The organism is Hymenobacter edaphi, assembly GCF_003258365.1.
GTDB classification, from domain to species: domain Bacteria; phylum Bacteroidota; class Bacteroidia; order Cytophagales; family Hymenobacteraceae; genus Solirubrum; species Solirubrum edaphi.
The window spans coordinates 875,996-891,834 of sequence record NZ_QHKM01000001.1; the positions used below are offsets into that span (position 1 = coordinate 875,996).

Annotated in this window: 13 protein-coding genes; 4 read left to right on the plus strand and 9 right to left on the minus strand. The window is 66.4% G+C overall.

Annotated elements, in window-relative coordinates; genetic code table 11:
* Positions 1-9: 9 nt before the first annotated feature.
* The 4 genes from DLM85_RS03555 to DLM85_RS03570 form a co-directional block, all read right to left on the minus strand.
* Positions 10-1,983: a KUP/HAK/KT family potassium transporter gene (locus DLM85_RS03555; protein WP_111476677.1), complete on the minus strand. Its 1,974-nt coding sequence runs from the start codon at positions 1,981-1,983 to the stop codon at positions 10-12.
* A gap of 93 nt (positions 1,984-2,076) precedes the next feature.
* On the minus strand, positions 2,077-2,637 hold the full coding sequence (locus tag DLM85_RS03560) for a hypothetical protein (protein ID WP_111476678.1): 561 nt from the start codon (positions 2,635-2,637) through the stop codon (positions 2,077-2,079).
* 119 nt (positions 2,638-2,756) lie between these two features.
* On the minus strand, positions 2,757-3,389 hold the full coding sequence (gene bamJ / locus DLM85_RS03565) for a BamJ family beta-barrel-assembly machinery protein (RefSeq protein ID WP_111476679.1): 633 nt from the start codon (positions 3,387-3,389) through the stop codon (positions 2,757-2,759).
* Positions 3,390-3,555: 166 nt separating this feature from the next.
* A complete protein-coding gene (locus DLM85_RS03570; RefSeq protein WP_111476680.1) occupies positions 3,556-4,560 on the minus strand; it encodes an alpha/beta hydrolase in 1,005 nt (334 codons plus the stop codon).
* 161 nt (positions 4,561-4,721) lie between these two features.
* Between DLM85_RS03570 and DLM85_RS03575 the strand changes: the two genes are divergently transcribed.
* Together DLM85_RS03575 and DLM85_RS03580 are read left to right on the plus strand one after the other, a co-directional pair.
* Positions 4,722-5,609, plus strand: coding sequence for an ABC transporter ATP-binding protein (locus DLM85_RS03575; RefSeq protein ID WP_111476681.1), 888 nt, complete (start codon positions 4,722-4,724; stop codon positions 5,607-5,609).
* A gap of 85 nt (positions 5,610-5,694) precedes the next feature.
* Entirely contained in the window at positions 5,695-9,366 is a 3,672-nt protein-coding gene (locus tag DLM85_RS03580; protein WP_111476682.1) for an ABC transporter permease/M1 family aminopeptidase, read from the plus strand.
* Positions 9,367-9,465: 99 nt separating this feature from the next.
* Here the strand turns inward: DLM85_RS03580 and DLM85_RS25325 are convergent, their stop codons facing one another.
* From DLM85_RS25325 to DLM85_RS03595, 4 genes are all read right to left on the minus strand, one after another.
* A complete protein-coding gene (locus tag DLM85_RS25325; protein ID WP_165821994.1) occupies positions 9,466-9,603 on the minus strand; it encodes a hypothetical protein in 138 nt (45 codons plus the stop codon).
* A gap of 252 nt (positions 9,604-9,855) precedes the next feature.
* On the minus strand, positions 9,856-10,521 hold the full coding sequence (locus tag DLM85_RS03585; RefSeq protein ID WP_111476683.1) for a methylated-DNA--[protein]-cysteine S-methyltransferase: 666 nt from the start codon (positions 10,519-10,521) through the stop codon (positions 9,856-9,858).
* 171 nt (positions 10,522-10,692) lie between these two features.
* Positions 10,693-11,514 carry a polysaccharide deacetylase family protein gene (locus tag DLM85_RS03590; RefSeq protein WP_111476684.1) on the minus strand — a complete coding sequence of 274 codons (822 nt, stop codon included), beginning with the start codon at positions 11,512-11,514 and terminating at the stop codon, positions 10,693-10,695.
* Between the two features lie 33 nt (positions 11,515-11,547).
* A complete protein-coding gene (locus DLM85_RS03595; protein WP_111476685.1) occupies positions 11,548-12,447 on the minus strand; it encodes a DUF6438 domain-containing protein in 900 nt (299 codons plus the stop codon).
* Between the two features lie 200 nt (positions 12,448-12,647).
* On the opposite strand from DLM85_RS03595, the gene DLM85_RS03600 reads away from it, so the two are divergent.
* The gene (locus DLM85_RS03600) at positions 12,648-13,160 is read left to right on the plus strand and encodes a hypothetical protein (protein WP_133256879.1); all 513 of its coding nucleotides are present in this window, start codon (positions 12,648-12,650) and stop codon (positions 13,158-13,160) included.
* Positions 13,157-14,557, plus strand: a complete 1,401-nt coding sequence (locus DLM85_RS03605; protein ID WP_111476687.1) for a M64 family metallopeptidase — start codon at positions 13,157-13,159, stop codon at positions 14,555-14,557. Before DLM85_RS03600 ends, DLM85_RS03605 begins: the two co-directional genes overlap by 4 nt.
* A gap of 65 nt (positions 14,558-14,622) precedes the next feature.
* Here DLM85_RS03605 and DLM85_RS03610 read toward each other — a convergent pair whose 3' ends face one another.
* Positions 14,623-15,774: an OmpA family protein gene (locus DLM85_RS03610; protein WP_111476688.1), complete on the minus strand. Its 1,152-nt coding sequence runs from the start codon at positions 15,772-15,774 to the stop codon at positions 14,623-14,625.
* Positions 15,775-15,839 lie beyond the last annotated feature (65 nt).

Consider the following 15,839-nt stretch of genomic DNA (forward strand, 5'->3'; position numbering starts at 1 on the left):
AATCCGGGGTTAGTACACCCGCTTCAAGGACACGTTGCGCGTGGGCGTGATGATGAGCGGCACCTTCTCGATTTTCACCGACGAGGTATCCAGCCCGAAGTACTTGTCTTCGGAGGCAATGAACTGCTTGATGTAGAAGTAGGCCTGCATCACCAGGTTTTCGACGAAGGGCAGCTCGTTTTCCACCGAGAGGAACTTCTCCAGCACCACGAAGCGGAAGTCGCCGGTGACGTGCTGCTTGCTCAGCGACTCGTAGCGCGAGGTGATGTCCACTTCCTTGTTGCGCACCAGGTCTTCCACCACCTTGCGGAAGTAGAGGTTGATGCGCTGCTCGACGCGGAAACCCAGGCGGAAGGTGACGCGGAAGGCGTCGTTCTGGGCCAGCTCGGTCACTTTGTACTCCATCGTGTACGGCTCGTCGGTGGTGTCCACGTGCACGAACCAGTAGATGTCGGCGCGCTTGGGGCGCTTCTGAAAGATGCTGTAGATGATTTTCGACTCGATTTCGGACTGCCGCTCGGCCGAGGACATGAACACCAGGTGGGTGGCGTACTTGGGCACGGTTTCGTCGTTGCTGAGCTCCTTGAGGGCGTCCATGTACGGCTCGATTTTCACGAATTCCGTCAGGCGGCGCTTGATGAAGTAGGCCCGCATCCAGATGTACATCACCGAAATCAGGCAGAGGCTGATGGCCACCGACACCCAGCCGCCGTGGGGGAACTTGATGAGGTTGGCCACCAGGAAGGAGCCCTCGATGCCGCCGTACACCAGCACGAACAGGGCAATCAGGGCCATTGGGGCACGCTTGGCCCGCAGCCACATCGAGAGCAGCAGCGTGGTCATGAGCATGGTGATGGTAATGGCCAGGCCGTAAGCGGCTTCCATGTGCTCGGAGCGCTGAAAGTAGAGCACCACCGCAATGCAGCCCAGCAGCAGCAGGCGGTTCATGGAGGGCACGTAGAGCTGGCCCTTCACGTCGGTGGGGTAGTTCAGGCGCACCTTGGGCCACATGTTCAGGCGGATGGCCTCGGCCACCAGCGTGAAGGAGCCCGTAATCAGCGCCTGCGAGGCAATGATGGCGGCAATAGTGGCAATGCCGATGCCGATGAGCAGAAACCACTCGGGCATCAGGGCGAAGAAGGGGTTGCGGCCGTTGAGCTGCTCCCCGGCGTGGCTGACCAGCCAGCCGCCCTGCCCGAAGTAGTTCAGCAGCAGGCACGCCTTGACGAACACCCAGCTGATGCGGATGTTGCCCTTGCCGCAGTGGCCCAGGTCGGAGTACAAGGCCTCGGCCCCGGTGGTGCAGAGGAACACGGCGCCCAGCAGCCAGAAGCCGCCCGGCGTGTTCACCAGCATGTTGTAGGCGTAGTAGGGGTTGATGGCCTTCAGGATTTCGGGGTGCTGCACGATGCCGTGCACGCCGAGCACCGCCAGCATGGTGAACCAGAGGAACATAATCGGCCCGAAGGCCTTGCCTACAATCTGGGTGCCGAAGCTCTGCAGCAGAAACAGCCCGCACAGAATGGCAATGACGATGTACATCGTCGGGATGCCGGGGTACACCGCTTCCAGTCCTTCAATGGCCGAGGACACCGAAATGGGCGGGGTGATGACCCCGTCGGCGAGCAGGGCCGCGCCACCGATGATGGCCACCGCCGACAGCCAGGCGCCGCGGCGGCGCACCAGGGCGTAGAGCGAGAAAATGCCGCCTTCGCCGTTGTTGTCCGCATTCAGCGTGAGCAGCACGTACTTGATGGTGGTCTGCAGCGTGAGCGTCCAGAGCACGGCCGAGATGCCGCCGTACACCAAGTCCTGGGTGATGACCTCGGGCACGATAGCCTTCATCACGTACAGCGGCGAGGTGCCGATGTCGCCGTAGATGATGCCCAGGGCAATGAGCAGACCCGCCGTGGAAATGGCGGTGTGGGCGTGGGGCGCGGTGGCAGTAGCCTTGCCGTCGACCAGGGTTTGGGTGTCACTCATAAGGGCGCGACAACGAAGAATAGGTGAGCCTCTGAAATGAGGCGCGCAAAGGTAAGGATGCGGCCCGAACCGGACCGCGCCGGCCGAGCGGGGCTATAAAAGCCCGTTGGTCGGGGCCGGGTCATCCGGCGAGGCGGGACCGGCTTCGGCGGCGCGCAGGGCTGCGGCCTGGGCGGCTTCGGCTTCCTGGGCGGCCAGCAGCGCCAGGGCTTGCTGCGCGGCGCGCTGGTGGCGCAGGTGAATGCGGATGTTGGTTTCGGCCCCCAGCTGCTGCCAGCCGGTTAGCTCGCCGGGCAGGGCGTGGTGCTGGTCGTCGAGGCCGAGGCGGGCGAGGCGCACGCGGTTGGCCCCGCGCTGCCCCCAGGCCAGCATCAGCGCGCCCGCCACCATGCCCAGCATGGCCGAGGGGGTGCGCAGCCAGTTCTGCAGAAAGGCCAGCGCTACGCCGCCCAGCGTGAAGGCGCCCAGCAGAATCCACAGCAGCCAGCGCACGTGCTGCACCGTCACGCGTTCCAGCTCCAGCAGGCTGTAGTGCCGCCCGTCGAGGATCAGCTCGTCGTCGGTGAGGCGCCAGCGGCCGTCGGCGCTCTGCACGGGCGGGCGGGGCGGCGGCAACGGCGGGGGCGGCGCGAAGCTGTAGTAAGGCTGTTCCATGGCGTCAGGTAACAGGTGACAGGTAACACGTCGGGGGCCGCCGGTTTGAGCGGCCTGGCGGGGCAGGTGTCGCACCTGCTGCCGTTCGACTTGTCACCCGTCACCTGTTACTTCATCACCTACCCGTTGACTTTCAGCAGCTCCACGTCGAAAATCAGGGCCGAGTTCGGGCCGATGTCGCGGCCGGCGCCGCGGGGGCCGTAGGCCAGGTTCGAGGGAATGTAGAGGCGCCACTTCGAGCCCTCGGGCATCAGCTGCAGGGCTTCTGTCCAGCCGGCAATAACCTGGTTGACGCCGAAGGTGGCCGGTTCGCCGCGCTGGTAGCTGCTGTCGAACACTTTGCCGTCGGTGAGCGTGCCGTGGTAGTGGGTCGTCACCGAGCTGCGCGGGCCGGGCTTGGGGCCCGAGCCTTCCTGCAGCACTTCGTATTGCAGGCCGCTGGGCAGGGTGGTCACGCCGGGCTTCTTGCCGTTTTCGGCCAGGAAGGCTTCGCCGGCGGCTTTGTTGTCGTTGCCGGCGCCGGGGGTGTCGTCCTCTTCCTCTTCGTCGGCGCCGCCCATCTGCTGCTGAAACTGCTGCATGGCCTGCTGCATCTGCTCGGGCGAGAGTTGGCTGGGCTTGCCGCTGAGGGCTTCTTTGAGGCTGGTGGCCAGCACGTCCACGTCGAGGTCGAGGCCCTGCTGGGCGAAATTACGGGCCAGGTCGCGGCCGATGATGTAGCTGATTTGCTGCTTGAGCGAGGTCAGTTCCATGGAGTTGGGGTTGGATTGAAAAGGACGGCCGCAGCCGCCAAACGGACGGTTATACGACGGCGGGCGCGAAGGTGCGCAAAAAACGCGGGCCGCCGCGGTCGGGCCAGCCGCTGGCACTTTCCGCGCCAGCCTGCCCGGCCCGCCACATTGGCATGAGGTGCCCCGCCTACTGGCCAAATACCCGGCGCAGAAACGCCACCGTGTACTCCACCGTGGGCTCAAACCAGGGATTGAACAGCGGGAAGGGGTGGGGCGCCTCCGGGAAGCTCTGCACCTCGCTGTAGATGCCCAGCGCGTCGAGCTGCCGGCGCATGTCGTCGCGGCCGGCGTGCATGCGCGCCACGCCGCTGTTGATAAAGAGCACGGGCGGCGTCTGGGCCGAGACGTGGTTGAGCGGGGCGGCCTGCTGCCAGAGGTCGGGCCGCTCAGTCTTGCTCGCCCCAAACCACAGCGTGGCCGCCGAGGGGCCCTTTCGGTCGTCGCCCTCGCCCGATTCGGGGTGAATGAAGGCCAAGGTGCCGTCGGCATCGACGATGGCCTGCACCCGGCTGCTGCGGCTGCGGTAGCAGGCGCCGGCCTCGAAGAGCGGGTCGCCGGCGGTGGTGCCGACGAGCGTGGCCAGCTGACCGCCCGCCGAAAAGCCCCAGATGGCCACCTTGCTGGTATCCACCTGGTAGGTGCGGGCGTGGGCGCGCAGCCAGCGCAGGGCGGTTTTCAGGTCCTGCACCGCCGCCGGGTAGGGCGCCTCGGTGCTCAGCCGGTACTCGGCCGTGACGGCCACGTAGCCCCGCGCGGCCAGCTGCTGGGCCAGCGGCACGTGCTGGCTTCGGTCGCCGCTGCGCCAGCCGCCGCCGTGCACGATGAGCACGGCTGGGAAGGTTTGCTTACGCCTGGCCTTTGGGTAAAACACATCGAGCCGCAGCGCCCGGCCGCCTTCCAGCGTGCAGTACGGCAGGTTCGGGGCGGTGCGGATGGTTTTCGGCGCGGCCGGCCGGGCTACCGTGATGGTGGGGTGCTGCTTGCGGGCCTTCACGTAGGCGCTGTGCGTGGTGAAGGAGGTGTCGCGCGGGGCGGGGGCGGGCTGCTGGGCCAGCGCCGGCCAGGACAGGAGGCCGACAAAGCTGCCCACGAGCCAGCCGCGCCGGCCGGGAAAGGATAGGGAAAAGCGCATGGGCGGGCAGGTTAAAGTAAACGCGGGCAAATCAAACCCGGCCCAAAGCTACGCGGGCGGGCCGGAACCCGGCCCGCCCGCGGGCCTATCACCCGTTTATGTGATTGCGCCGTGTTGCCGGGCGGTGGTTATTGATTCGAAATCATAACTCCTTCAGCCGCATGGAACTACGCATACAGAATCTTTCGAAAACCTACCCCAACGGCGTGCGGGCTCTGCGCGACGTGTCGCTGACCATTCCCAACGGCATGTTCGGCCTGCTGGGCCCCAACGGCGCGGGCAAATCCTCGCTGATGCGCACCATTGCCACCCTGCAGGAGCCCGACAGCGGCAGCATCACCCTCGGCGACATCGACGTGCTGCGCGAGAAGGAGCGGGTGCGCCGGGTGCTGGGCTACCTGCCCCAGGAGTTCGGGCTGTACCCGAGCGTGTCGGCCGAGGTGCTGCTCGACTACTTCGCTGGCCTCAAGGGCATCCGCGCCGGGGCCGAGCGCAAGGCCGCCGTCGACAACCTGCTGCAGCAAACCAACCTCTGGGACGCCCGCAAAAAGGCCGTGGGCGGCTACTCCGGCGGCATGCGCCAGCGCTTCGGCATTGCCGTGGCCCTGCTCGGCTCGCCGCAGCTCATCATCGTCGACGAGCCCACCGCCGGGCTGGACCCCACGGAGCGCAACCGCTTCCTCGACCTGCTCAGCGAAATCGGCGAAAACGTAGTGGTGATTCTGAGCACCCACATCGTGGAGGATGTGACCGAGCTGTGCCCCCACATGGCCATCATTGCCCAGGGCGAAGTGGTGGCCACCGGCTCGCCCACGGACGTTATCGGCGAAATCCGGGGCAAGGTGTACCGCACCAAAACCGAAAAGGCCGCCCTGGCCCAGCTGCGCGAGCAACACGAGGTTATCAGCTCCAAGCTGGTGGCCGGGCAGCCGGTGGTGCGCGTGTTCAGCGAAACGCCCATCAACGGCATCTTCCAGCCCGCCGAAGCCACGCTGGAAGACGTGTATTTCCACCGCCTGGCACGGAAGGCGAAAGGAGTTGAGGCTTAAGTCCTGAACGTCCTGTCGCGCCTCAAGCGAGGATCGATCCTCGCTTGAGGCGCGACAGGACGGCCTATTCTAAATCTGGATTCCCATGTTCGCCCATATCTTCCGCTTCGAGCTGCGCTTCCGCTTCACGCAGCCGAGCACCTACCTGTACTTCGGCGTCTTCGCGCTGGCGGGCTTTCTGTCGCAGACCGTCGACGACTTCGGCTTCGGCTCGGCCAAGGTGCACGTCAACTCGCCCGATGCCCTGGCCCAGCTGCACACCATTGCCTCCATTCTGGGCATGTTCGTGACGGCGGCCATCCTGGGCACGCCCATCTACCGCGACGACAAGGACGGCATGACCGGACTGCTCTACACCACGCCGCTGGGCAAGCCGGGCTACCTGGCCGGGCGCTTTCTGGGCTCCCTGCTGGCTATCTGGTTTATCCTGACGGGTATTTCGGTGGGGGCGCTGCTGGGCATGCTGATGCCGTGGGTGGAGGCCTCCAAGCTGGGCCCGGTGCAGCCGCTGGCCCTGCTGGTGCCGCTGCTGGGCGCGGCCTGGGTGAATGCCTGGTTTGCCGGCTGCGTGTTTTTTGCCGCCTACCTCGTGTTTCGCTCCCCGCTGGTGGTGTACCTGGGCGGGGTAGTGCTGTTCGTGTGCTACCAGGTGGCCATGAACTTCACCGGCAAAATCAGCTCCGACCACCTGTTTGCCTTGCTCGACCCTTTCGGCCTGGCCGCCAAAGGCATCGACGCCAACTACTGGACCATTGCCGAGCGCAACACCCGCATCCTCGACTACCTCGGCGGGGAGCTGGGGCAGAACCGCCTGCTCTGGAGCGGGGTGGGGCTGGTGATACTGCTGGCCGGCTGCGCCTACTTCCGGCTGGGACTGCCGCGCGTGCGCCAGAAAAAGCAGGCGGCCGAAGCCGCTCCGGCCCCGGCCGCCGCCGGGCTGCGCCGCTCCCCGCAGGAATTCGGCAGTGGGCTGGGCTGGTGGCAGCTGCGGCGCCTTACGCGGGTGCAGTTTCTGAACGTCGTGGGCGCCTGGCCGTTCCGGGCGCTGGCCCTGCTGGGCGTCGTCTTCGTGCTCTTCAACGCCTACTACACCTACGAGGACCCGCGCGGCATTCAGATGCCGGTAACCTACCTCATCCTGAATCTGGTCAACGATAACTTCACGCTGTTTTTCCTGATTATCACCACCATCTACGCCGGGGAGCTGGTGTGGCGCGAGCGGGACGTGCGCCTGCAGCTGGTGTTCGATGCCCTGCCCTACGCCACCTGGCTGCCCTTCGTGAGCAAGCTGCTGGCCCTGCTGGGCGTGCAGCTGCTGCTGAGCCTGGTGCTGCTGCTGGTGGGCGTGGGCATTCAGCTCTACCGCGCCCCCGAGCTGGTGGAGCCCGTGCTCTACCTGCAGAATTTCGGGCTGCAGGCCGCCAATCTGCTGGTGCTTAGCACCCTGGCCGTGGTCGTGCAGACAGCTGTCAACCACAAGTACGTGGGCCACGCGCTGATGATGCTCTACTACGGGGTGGTGTTTCTGCTGGCCGACGCGCTGGGCCTGCACCACGCCCTGCTCAAGTTCGGGGCCGGCGTCACCTACACCTACTCCGACATGAACGGCTACGGCCACATGGTGGCCCCGCTGCTGGCCCTGAACCTGTACTACCTGGCCGGGGGGCTGCTGCTGGCTTTGCTGGCCTCCCTGCTCTGGGTGCGCGGCACCGATACCGCGTGGCGCAGCCGCCGGCACCTGCTGGGCCAGCGCCTGCGCACCCCCGGGGTGCGGCCCGCCCTGGCCACGGCTGCGGGGCTGCTGCTGACGGCCGGCGGCTGGGTGTTCTACAACACCAACATCCTCAACGAGTACCTCACGCCGAAAGACCTGGAAGCCCGCCAGGCCAACGCCGAGCGGCAGTACAAGCGCTACGCCCGCCTGCTGCAGCCCAAAATCGTGGCCATTGACCTCGCCGCCGACCTGTTTCCCACGGCCAGCCCCCGCGGCTACCGCATGCGCGGCACCTTCACCCTGCGCAACAAGGAGCCGCGCCCCATCGACACGCTGCTGATCAACTACGACCCGAGCCGCAGCGTCGCCACCCAGCTCGGCCTGAGCCGCCCCGCCCGGGTGCTGCACGACGACCCGGTCAGCGGCGTGCGGCTCTACCGCCTGCAGCAGCCCCTGGCCCCGAACGACTCCCTCGACCTGCGCTTCGACGTGGGCTACCGCGCCCGCGGCTTCACGTCCCGGCTCAAGGGCAGCGGTGTGTTCGACTGGGCCACCATCTCGCCCGAAGACCGGCTGACGTCCAACGGCTCCTTTCTCAGCGACGCCGGCCTGCGCATCGGCTACCAGGCGGCCGCCGAGCTGGAAGACGACGACGTGCGCCAGCGCAACGGGCTGCGGCCCAAGGACCGCGCCCTGCGCCTCAACGACCCGCGCGGCCGCCGCATCGCCGATTTCGGCCCCGACGCCGACTACGTGCGCTACCAGGCCACCATCAGCACCGACGCCGACCAGCTGGCCGTCACGCCCGGCTACCTGCAGCGGGAGTGGGTGCAGAACGGCCGCCGCTACTTCCAGTACAAGATGGACCAGCCCATGATGCCCATGACCGGCATCCTCTCGGCCCGCTACCGGGTGCACCGCGAAACCTGGCAGCCTAAGGGAGGCGGCCAGCCCGTAGCCATCGAAATCTACTACGACCCGCACCACCCCTACAACGTGCGCCGCATGGCCCGGGCCCTGCGCGACGCGCTGCCGTACTACGCGGCCGCCTTCGGGCCTTACCAGTACCGCCAGATCCGCATCCTGGAGTTTCCGCGCTACAAGAGCTTTGCCCAGAGCCAGCCCAACACGGTGCCCTTTTCCGAATCGGCCGGCTTCATCGACGACCCGCGCGACCGGAACGCGCCCGACTTCACCTACTTCATCACCAACCACGAGCTGGGCCACCAGTGGTGGGGCCACCAGGTCTGCGGGGCCAACGTGCAGGGCAGCAGCATGCTCGTCGAGTCCCTGGCCGAATACTCGGCCCTGATGACCTGCAAGCACCGCTTTACGCCCGCCCAGATGCAGCAGGTGATGCGCCGCGAGCTGGACAACTACCTGCGCGGCCGCCGGCAGGAGCGCAAAAAGGAAATGCCGCTGATGCTGGTCGAGTCGCAGCCCTACATTCACTACTACAAGGGCGGCATGGTGTTCTACGCCCTGCAGGACTTTATCGGGGAGCAGAAACTCAACAAAGCCCTCGGCGACTTTGCCGCCGCCCACCGCTACAAAACCGACCCGTACCCGAACTCGGCCGACCTGATGGCCTACATCCGTCGCGAAACGCCCGACTCGCTGCAGTACCTGATCCGGGACATGTTCGAAACCATCACGCTCTACAAAAACGAGCTGAAAACCGCCACCTACACCCCGCGCCCCGACGGCCGGTTCGACGTAGCCCTGACCATCAGGGCCGAAAAGCTCCGCGCCGACTCGCTGGGCAACGAAACGTCCACGCCCGTGCTCGGCGACTACGTCGACGTGGGCGTGTTCGGGGCCGACCGGGCGCCCGGCGAGGCCTGGGACGTGCGCGGCAAGGCCCTGGTGCTCCGAAAAGTCAAGCTGACCCAGCCCGAAACCACCCTGCGCTTCGTGGTGGCCGAAAAGCCCGCCAAAGCCGGCGTCGACCCCTACCAGAAGCTCATCGAGCGGTATTACATCGACAACGTGAAGCCGATGACCGAGCTGCCGGCGGCCGCCAAGCCGGTGGCCATGCAGTAGCGGGGCCCTGACCGGCCGGCCAGGTCTTAACCCGCAAAACGGCCCCGTTTCCTGGGTAGGAAACGGGGCCGTTTGCGTCGGCCAGCAACCCGCTGCTGCCTAGCAGCAGTAGTCGCTGTAATCCTCTTCGAGCGAGTCGATGCGGAGCGAGAAGTTCAGCGTGCGGGCGGCCCACAGGCCCAGGCTCCCCAGGCCACCCAGCAGCAACAGCGTCGAAACGGCGGTGGTCTTTTTCATTGTCTATGTTGTATGGTGGTGTTTTTCAGAATCTTGCTGCAAAGATACTACGCAAATGTTACATGATTGTTATGCATGCATCATTATTTGTCGGAGCCCGATGCTCCCGCAGCACCCGGGCAGGCGGCGCCGAACCGCCGCCGCAAGCAGCCGGCCGGTCCGGGCGCGGCTCGTTGGGCGGCCGCAGCCGCGGGCGAAGGAAATTGCCCGCGGCTGCGGCCGCCGGGCCGGCGGCGCGTTTGCTGGGCCGGGCTAAAACAGGGCAATCTGCTGGCCGGCCACGGGCTGCCGGTGCTGCTGCTCCAGGGCCAGCAGCCGCTGCTTGCGCCAGAGGCCGCCGGCGTAGCCCGTCAGCTTGCCGTCGGCGCCGATAACGCGGTGGCAGGGAATGACAATGGCAATGCGGTTCTGCCCGTTGGCGGCGGCCACGGCCCGCACGGCCTCGGGCTTTTTCAGCGCTAGCGCCTGCTGCCCGTAGCTGTGGGTGTGGCCGTATGGAATCTGCTGCAGCGCCTGCCACACGGCCTGCTGAAACGCCGAGCCGGGCGTGACCAGCGGCACCGTAAAGGCCTGCCGCGCGCCGGCGAAGTACTCGCTCAGCTCGGCCCGCAGCTGCCGCAGGTGGGCGTTGTCGCGCTCCACCACGCGGGCGTTGAAACGCTGGGCCAGGTCCTGCAGCTCGGTTTGCAGCTCCCGCCGCTCGAAAAATTCCAGCAGGCACACGCCCTCGGCGGTGGCACCGGCCATCATCGGGCCCAGCGGTGTTTCCAGCCGGGTCAGCTCCAGCACGTGCGGCGCGGGGCTGGCTTCATCGGCAGCGGGCAGGGGCCAGGGCCAGTCCGTAGCGGGGCTGGCCGGTTCACTGGGGCGGTCGAACCGAAGCTCGAACTGACTGGGGGCGGGCTGGAAGTGGGGCATGGGGCAGGGGCAGCGTCAGACGGAAATATAGGGCGGCTCAGGCCAATTACGGCTGCTGGCTGCCAGCCGGCGGTAGCGCCGGCCTTTACACCGCTGATTCGTAGCTGTTGGTGAGCGTGACCGACGTAGTGGCCCGGGGTAGCGCCGGCCTTTGCACGGCTGATTCCGGTTTCAGCGGGCCGGTGCGCTGCCCGCCGCGGCAGTTTGCTGTGCCTTTACGCGTTCGGCCACTTCCACCAGCGGCGCCACCCAGATGTCCCGCTCGTGGGCCTTGAGGTAGCGCAGCAGCTGGCGGTGGGCATTGGCGTCGACGTTCAGCGCGTGGCCGCCGCCCACGCCGTGAAACAGAAACACCAGCAGCGTGTGCGTCTGCCGGGCCTGTTTGACCAGGTCAATCATGTAGTCAGCCGACTGCCCGTTGATGGAGTAGCAGGCCAGGTTTGTGAGGTCGGCCTGGGCGGCAGTGGGCAGGCCCTTGGTCACGCCGCGGGCCGCCACGAAGTCGCTCCGCAGCGGCTCGTAGAAATTGACGCCGCCGATGGTCCGGTCGCCGCAGGGGTAGGCGAAGGTGCGGCGCGTGCGGCCGTCGATGGCGGTAAGCAGCGTATTGGTGGCCCGGATTTCGCCGACGGCCCGTGCCACGGTGTACTTGCTCAGGTCGTTGTCGGGGGTGACGAACGAGCGGCCGGGCAGCGTGCCGTCGCAGGGGTGCATGAGGGCGTGGTTACCTAGCTCGTGGCCTTTCTGGGCGGCCTTGCGCCATTCGCCGAGGCGCCGGGCCACCACCGGCGACGAGCCGATGAGGTAGAACGTGCCGCGCAGCTGCAGCGAATCCAAGGCCGGGATGACGCGGTCCAGGTCGGCGTCGATGGCGTCGTCGTAGGTCAGCACCACGGCGCACTGCTTGCCCTGCCAAGCGGTGGTTTGGGCCTGAGCATTGACGGCCAGCGAACCAGATAGCAAGAGTGGGGCAACGAGGTAGCGGAAAAGCATAAACCGAAGATGGGGTTTTTCGAGCGTTGGTACCTACCGGGGCTGGTACTGCTGCCACAAAAACTGGTAGAGCACCGCCAACCCGTAGGTGCCCTGCATGCCATAGTCCTCAATATGCTTAGCCCGGCCGTCGGCAAACATTACCCCTAGGTAACAAGTCGGACCATCAGACCAATGCATTTGGTACTTGTCGGCTAGTTCGGGCAGGTTCAGATTACGCAATAGCTCGCTCAAGTAAGCTAAATCAGTCGCCGACATGCGCAAGCGGTACTTGCCCCGGGGACGAGCGTCAGCCATGCCAGCGTACTCCACCACGCCGTTGGGCTTGATGACAACCCGAAAAGCAGGGCAGATGCCAAAGCATTGCGTCGTAGCATAGGTTATCCGCGTCACCGGAGCTGTCGGGGCGGGGTGGGTGGTGAACAGCATGGGCCGATTGGTCTGCAGGTAGAGGGTGTCTTGGCTGAACCGACGGAACAGCTGCCGCCTCGTCTCGATGGTCTGCAGAGCTGCGTAAATCAGGTAAACCTTGTTTGCTAGCGTAATGGGCCGAACCGTGCGCCACATTGCATCTGGTGAAGAGTAGTAGCCGTTATCCAATTGCACCAGTTGAGGATTGGTCCCGCCGGTTAGCACCAGAAATTTGTCGTGCGGGGATGTTGTAGGCTGGCGACGGATGTTGGCTCGTACAAGCAGATCATCAGCCCCGTCGTGGTTGAAATCAGCACGCGACCAGTAGGTCGGGACCGGCGCGGGTATTGCTGCACTGTCGCCCAGCACTTGATTAACTGCCATCAACTCCACGGCTGCGTAGCCGCCCCGCGCCTTTACATAAGCTTCGATGCCGCTTTTGTGGCGCAGCGTATCGATTTGACCGAAAGCATGGAAAGTCAACAGGAGGCACAAAAACAAGTGCAAGAGCCGAAAGCGCATAACTGGTTCGAAAGACAAACGAATACCCCTTCGATGCTGGCTACCTCTGTTTTCCACACGTCCGCTCCTTAACGCTGCTCACTGTACTGTGCCCGTTGCCGCCCGGCGGTTGCGAGCGGCTGAAGAGAAGATACCCAGGCGCAGCACTAAAACGACCCGTTTGCTGATACCTTTAGCTCACTGCTTTACCGCTTCATTTTATGCCGGCTTTATCTCACGCGCTGGGCCTGATGCTGCTCGGCGGCCTGCTGACTGGCTGCCAGCGTCCGCCCGCGGCGCAGCACCAGTTTACGGCGCCCGCGTTGGCAGCGCCTGCCGCGGCGGCCCGGCCCGAAATGGTATTTCTGTCCTTCAAGGTCACTGCTACCACCGCTGGCCCGGCTACGATTACTTTGCTCAAGAGCACCGTGGCCGCCGGAGCCCCGAAGGCGGCCCCCACGGGCGCTAGCGAAATGCCGGATTACCTGACGGTGACCACGCGCGGAGCCAGTCGGGAAGTGCTCAGCTCGACCACCTTGGAACATCCGCTGCGCCGGGCCGTGGAAACGGCCGGCACCGACGGCCAGCTGCGGCGCCAGGAGGTGAGCCTGCCCGAAGCCGAGTTTTTTGTGCGCCTGACCCTGGCCGCCCAAGCCAGCTCGGTGCGCGTGGAGGAGTTTATCAACCACCGGCCGGTGAAAACCACCGACTTCGCCTTACCAACCCGCCCATGAAAACACGCTACTCACTTTTCCTGCTATTCAGCCTGCTGCTCAGCCGCGCGGCCCTCTGCCAGACCTTTCCCGTCGATACCCTGGTGAAAACCGGGCCGCTTAACCAGCGCATCAACCTGGTTTTCCTCAGCGACGGGTACCAGCCGACCCAGCTGCCGCAGTTTCTCAGCGACGTGCGCGGGGTGGTGACGGGCATGTTTGCCCAGTCGCCCTTCCGCGAGTACCAGGGCTATTTCAACGTGTTTGCCGTGCAGGTACCTTCGGTGGATGCCGGGGCCAAGCACCCGCGCACCGCCGCCGACTGCAGCGCCCTGCCGCTGGCCACGCCCAACAACTACTTCGGCAGCAGCTTCGACCAGGGCGGCATTCACCGGCTGCTGGTGCCCACGCGCAGCAGCGCCGTGGCCAGCGTGCTGGCGGCCAACTTCCCGCTCTACGACCAGGCCTTCGTGCTCGTCAACTCCGCGGAGTACGGTGGCTCGGGCGGGGCGCTGGCCACCTCGTCCGTCAACGTCAACGCCCGCGAAATCAGCATCCACGAAATCGGCCACTCCTTTGCCTCGCTGATCGACGAGTACTGGGCCGGGGCCAGCTACGCCCGCGAAGGCCTGAACATGACGGCCCAGACCAACCCCGCGCTGGTGCGGTGGGCGGCCTGGGTGGGCACCGGCAGCGTGGGCGTGTACCCGCACGCCGAAAACCCCGTCTGGCAGCGCCCGCACCAGAACTGCAAGATGCGCTTTCTGGGCGTGGCCTTCTGCAACGTGTGCCGCGAGGCTTTCGTGGAGCGCATTCACGCGCTGGTGCGGCCGGTGCAGGGCTTCAGCCCGACCGCTACCACCATCAGCAACCCCACGGCCGCCGTGCCCTTCGCCCTGACGCTGCTGGCGCCCGCCCCGAACACCCTGCGCGTGACCTGGCAGCGCGACGGCGCCCTGCTGGCCCGCAACACCAGTCAGGTGACGGTACCGCTGGCCGCGCTCAGCACCGGCACGCACACCATCCGGGCTGAGGTGACGGACACCACCGCCATGACGCGGGCCGGCGCCCACCTCAGCCAGCACACCTACGTGACGCAGTGGACCGTGACCAACACCGCCACCGGCACCCACCTGCAGGCCAGCACCTTTGAGTACCAGCTCGAAACCTACCCCAACCCGATGACCGACGCGCTCAGCCTGAGCTACAGGCTCAGCCGCCCGGCCCCGGTGACGGTAACCGTGCTCGACGCCGCCGGGCGCCGCCTGCGCACGGTGGTGCAGGAGCGGGCCGCCGCTGCGGGCACGCACCAATGGCGCTTTACGGCCGCCGAGCTGGGCCTGCGCCGCCCGGGCAGCTACCGGCTGCTGCTCGACATCGACGGGGCCCGCATCAGCCGGCTGCTGGTGAAAGAGTAACGGTGACAAGCCCGCTACGCAAACGGCCCGGCCCGGTAGTTCCGGGGCGGGCCGTTTGCCGTTGCTTACTGCACCTCGGCCACTTCCACGCGGCGGTTGCGGGCGTCGGGTGAGGGGAAGAGCGGGCGGGCGTCGCCGTAGCCCACGGTGCGCAGGCGGGTGGCATCCACGCCGACTTTTACCAGGTAGGTTTTTACCGCCTCGGCCCGCTGCTCGCTGAGCACCAGGTTTTTTTGCGGCTCGCCGATGCGGTCGGTGTGCCCGGCAATCTGCAGACGCAGCGCGGGCCGCTGGCGCAGCTCGGCGGCCAGCTGATTCAGGGCCGGAAAGGCTTCGGCCAGCAGCTCGGCCGTGCCCAGCCGGAAGAGCACCGTGGGCAGCACCACCGGCGTTTCCGTCACCACGGGCGGCGGGGCGGGCACGCGGCGGGCGGTGTCGAGCGGGGGCAGGGGCGGCGCGGTGGGCGGGGGCGGGGCAGCCACCGGCGGGGCGGCGGTCTTGGGCGGGGCTGGTTTCGGGGCCGTGCCGCTCACCCGCACGGTGATGGGCACGGCGGCGCTTTCGCGGGTGGGGTAGTAGCCCTGGGTGAGGTAGAAGGTGGTGGTTTTGCTGAGTTTGGTGCGGTACTCATTGCCGCTGGCCAGGGGCTGCTTCAGCTCGGCATCGGCGTACCAGCGCACCGCGCGGCCCGATACGCGGATGGTGGTGGCCACGGCGGCCGGCACCGTGGCGGCCGATTTCAGCTTGACGCGGTAAAGCGTGAAGCTGCCGTGGTTGCAGTCGCCGACGGGGTCGTAGGTGGCACGGCCGGTGAGCTTTTCCTCCTGCGCGTCGTAGCTGAAGGTGATGGCGCCCTCGCACCAGTAGCTGGAGCGGCTGCGGCCGGTTTCGTTGAGCTTGCGCACCTGGTCGAGGCGCAGGCCGGTGGCCGTGCGCGAGGCCTGCACCTGAAACATCACCGAGACGCCCGGCCGGTTGCCCGCTTCCTGGTAGAGCACCCCGAACAGGCTGTTTTCACGGCCGTTCTGCAGGCGCATCAGGGCCGGCCAGGTGGCGCCCGGTTCGTCGCTATCCGTCTCGACGCCCTGCCAGATGCCGGCCAGGGAGGTGGTGGACTGGGCCCGCGCCGGGGCCGCCAGCCAAAGCGGCGCGGCCACCAGCCAGAGCAGGTAGGGGAAGAAGCGAACGGGAAGCAGGGAGCAGGAAACGCTGGTCATGGGGTAATGGGGGCCTCTGGCTAACACACCGGATGTCAAAAATGACTCCACGGGGCCAGCAAGGG

Bases quoted from the DNA above. Each gene is read 5' to 3' on its own strand.
- DLM85_RS03555 (WP_111476677.1), bottom strand. From the start codon at position 1,983: ATGAGTGACACCCAAACCCTGGTCGACGGCAAGGCTACTGCCACCGCG.
- DLM85_RS03560 (WP_111476678.1), bottom strand. From the start codon at position 2,637: ATGGAACAGCCTTACTACAGCTTCGCGCCGCCCCCGCCGTTGCCGCCG.
- bamJ (WP_111476679.1), bottom strand. From the start codon at position 3,389: ATGGAACTGACCTCGCTCAAGCAGCAAATCAGCTACATCATCGGCCGC.
- DLM85_RS03570 (WP_111476680.1), bottom strand. From the start codon at position 4,560: ATGCGCTTTTCCCTATCCTTTCCCGGCCGGCGCGGCTGGCTCGTGGGC.
- DLM85_RS03575 (WP_111476681.1), top strand. From the start codon at position 4,722: ATGGAACTACGCATACAGAATCTTTCGAAAACCTACCCCAACGGCGTG.
- DLM85_RS03580 (WP_111476682.1), top strand. From the start codon at position 5,695: ATGTTCGCCCATATCTTCCGCTTCGAGCTGCGCTTCCGCTTCACGCAG.
- DLM85_RS25325 (WP_165821994.1), bottom strand. From the start codon at position 9,603: ATGAAAAAGACCACCGCCGTTTCGACGCTGTTGCTGCTGGGTGGCCTG.
- DLM85_RS03585 (WP_111476683.1), bottom strand. From the start codon at position 10,521: ATGCCCCACTTCCAGCCCGCCCCCAGTCAGTTCGAGCTTCGGTTCGAC.
- DLM85_RS03590 (WP_111476684.1), bottom strand. From the start codon at position 11,514: ATGCTTTTCCGCTACCTCGTTGCCCCACTCTTGCTATCTGGTTCGCTG.
- DLM85_RS03595 (WP_111476685.1), bottom strand. From the start codon at position 12,447: ATGCGCTTTCGGCTCTTGCACTTGTTTTTGTGCCTCCTGTTGACTTTC.
- DLM85_RS03600 (WP_133256879.1), top strand. From the start codon at position 12,648: ATGCCGGCTTTATCTCACGCGCTGGGCCTGATGCTGCTCGGCGGCCTG.
- DLM85_RS03605 (WP_111476687.1), top strand. From the start codon at position 13,157: ATGAAAACACGCTACTCACTTTTCCTGCTATTCAGCCTGCTGCTCAGC.
- DLM85_RS03610 (WP_111476688.1), bottom strand. From the start codon at position 15,774: ATGACCAGCGTTTCCTGCTCCCTGCTTCCCGTTCGCTTCTTCCCCTAC.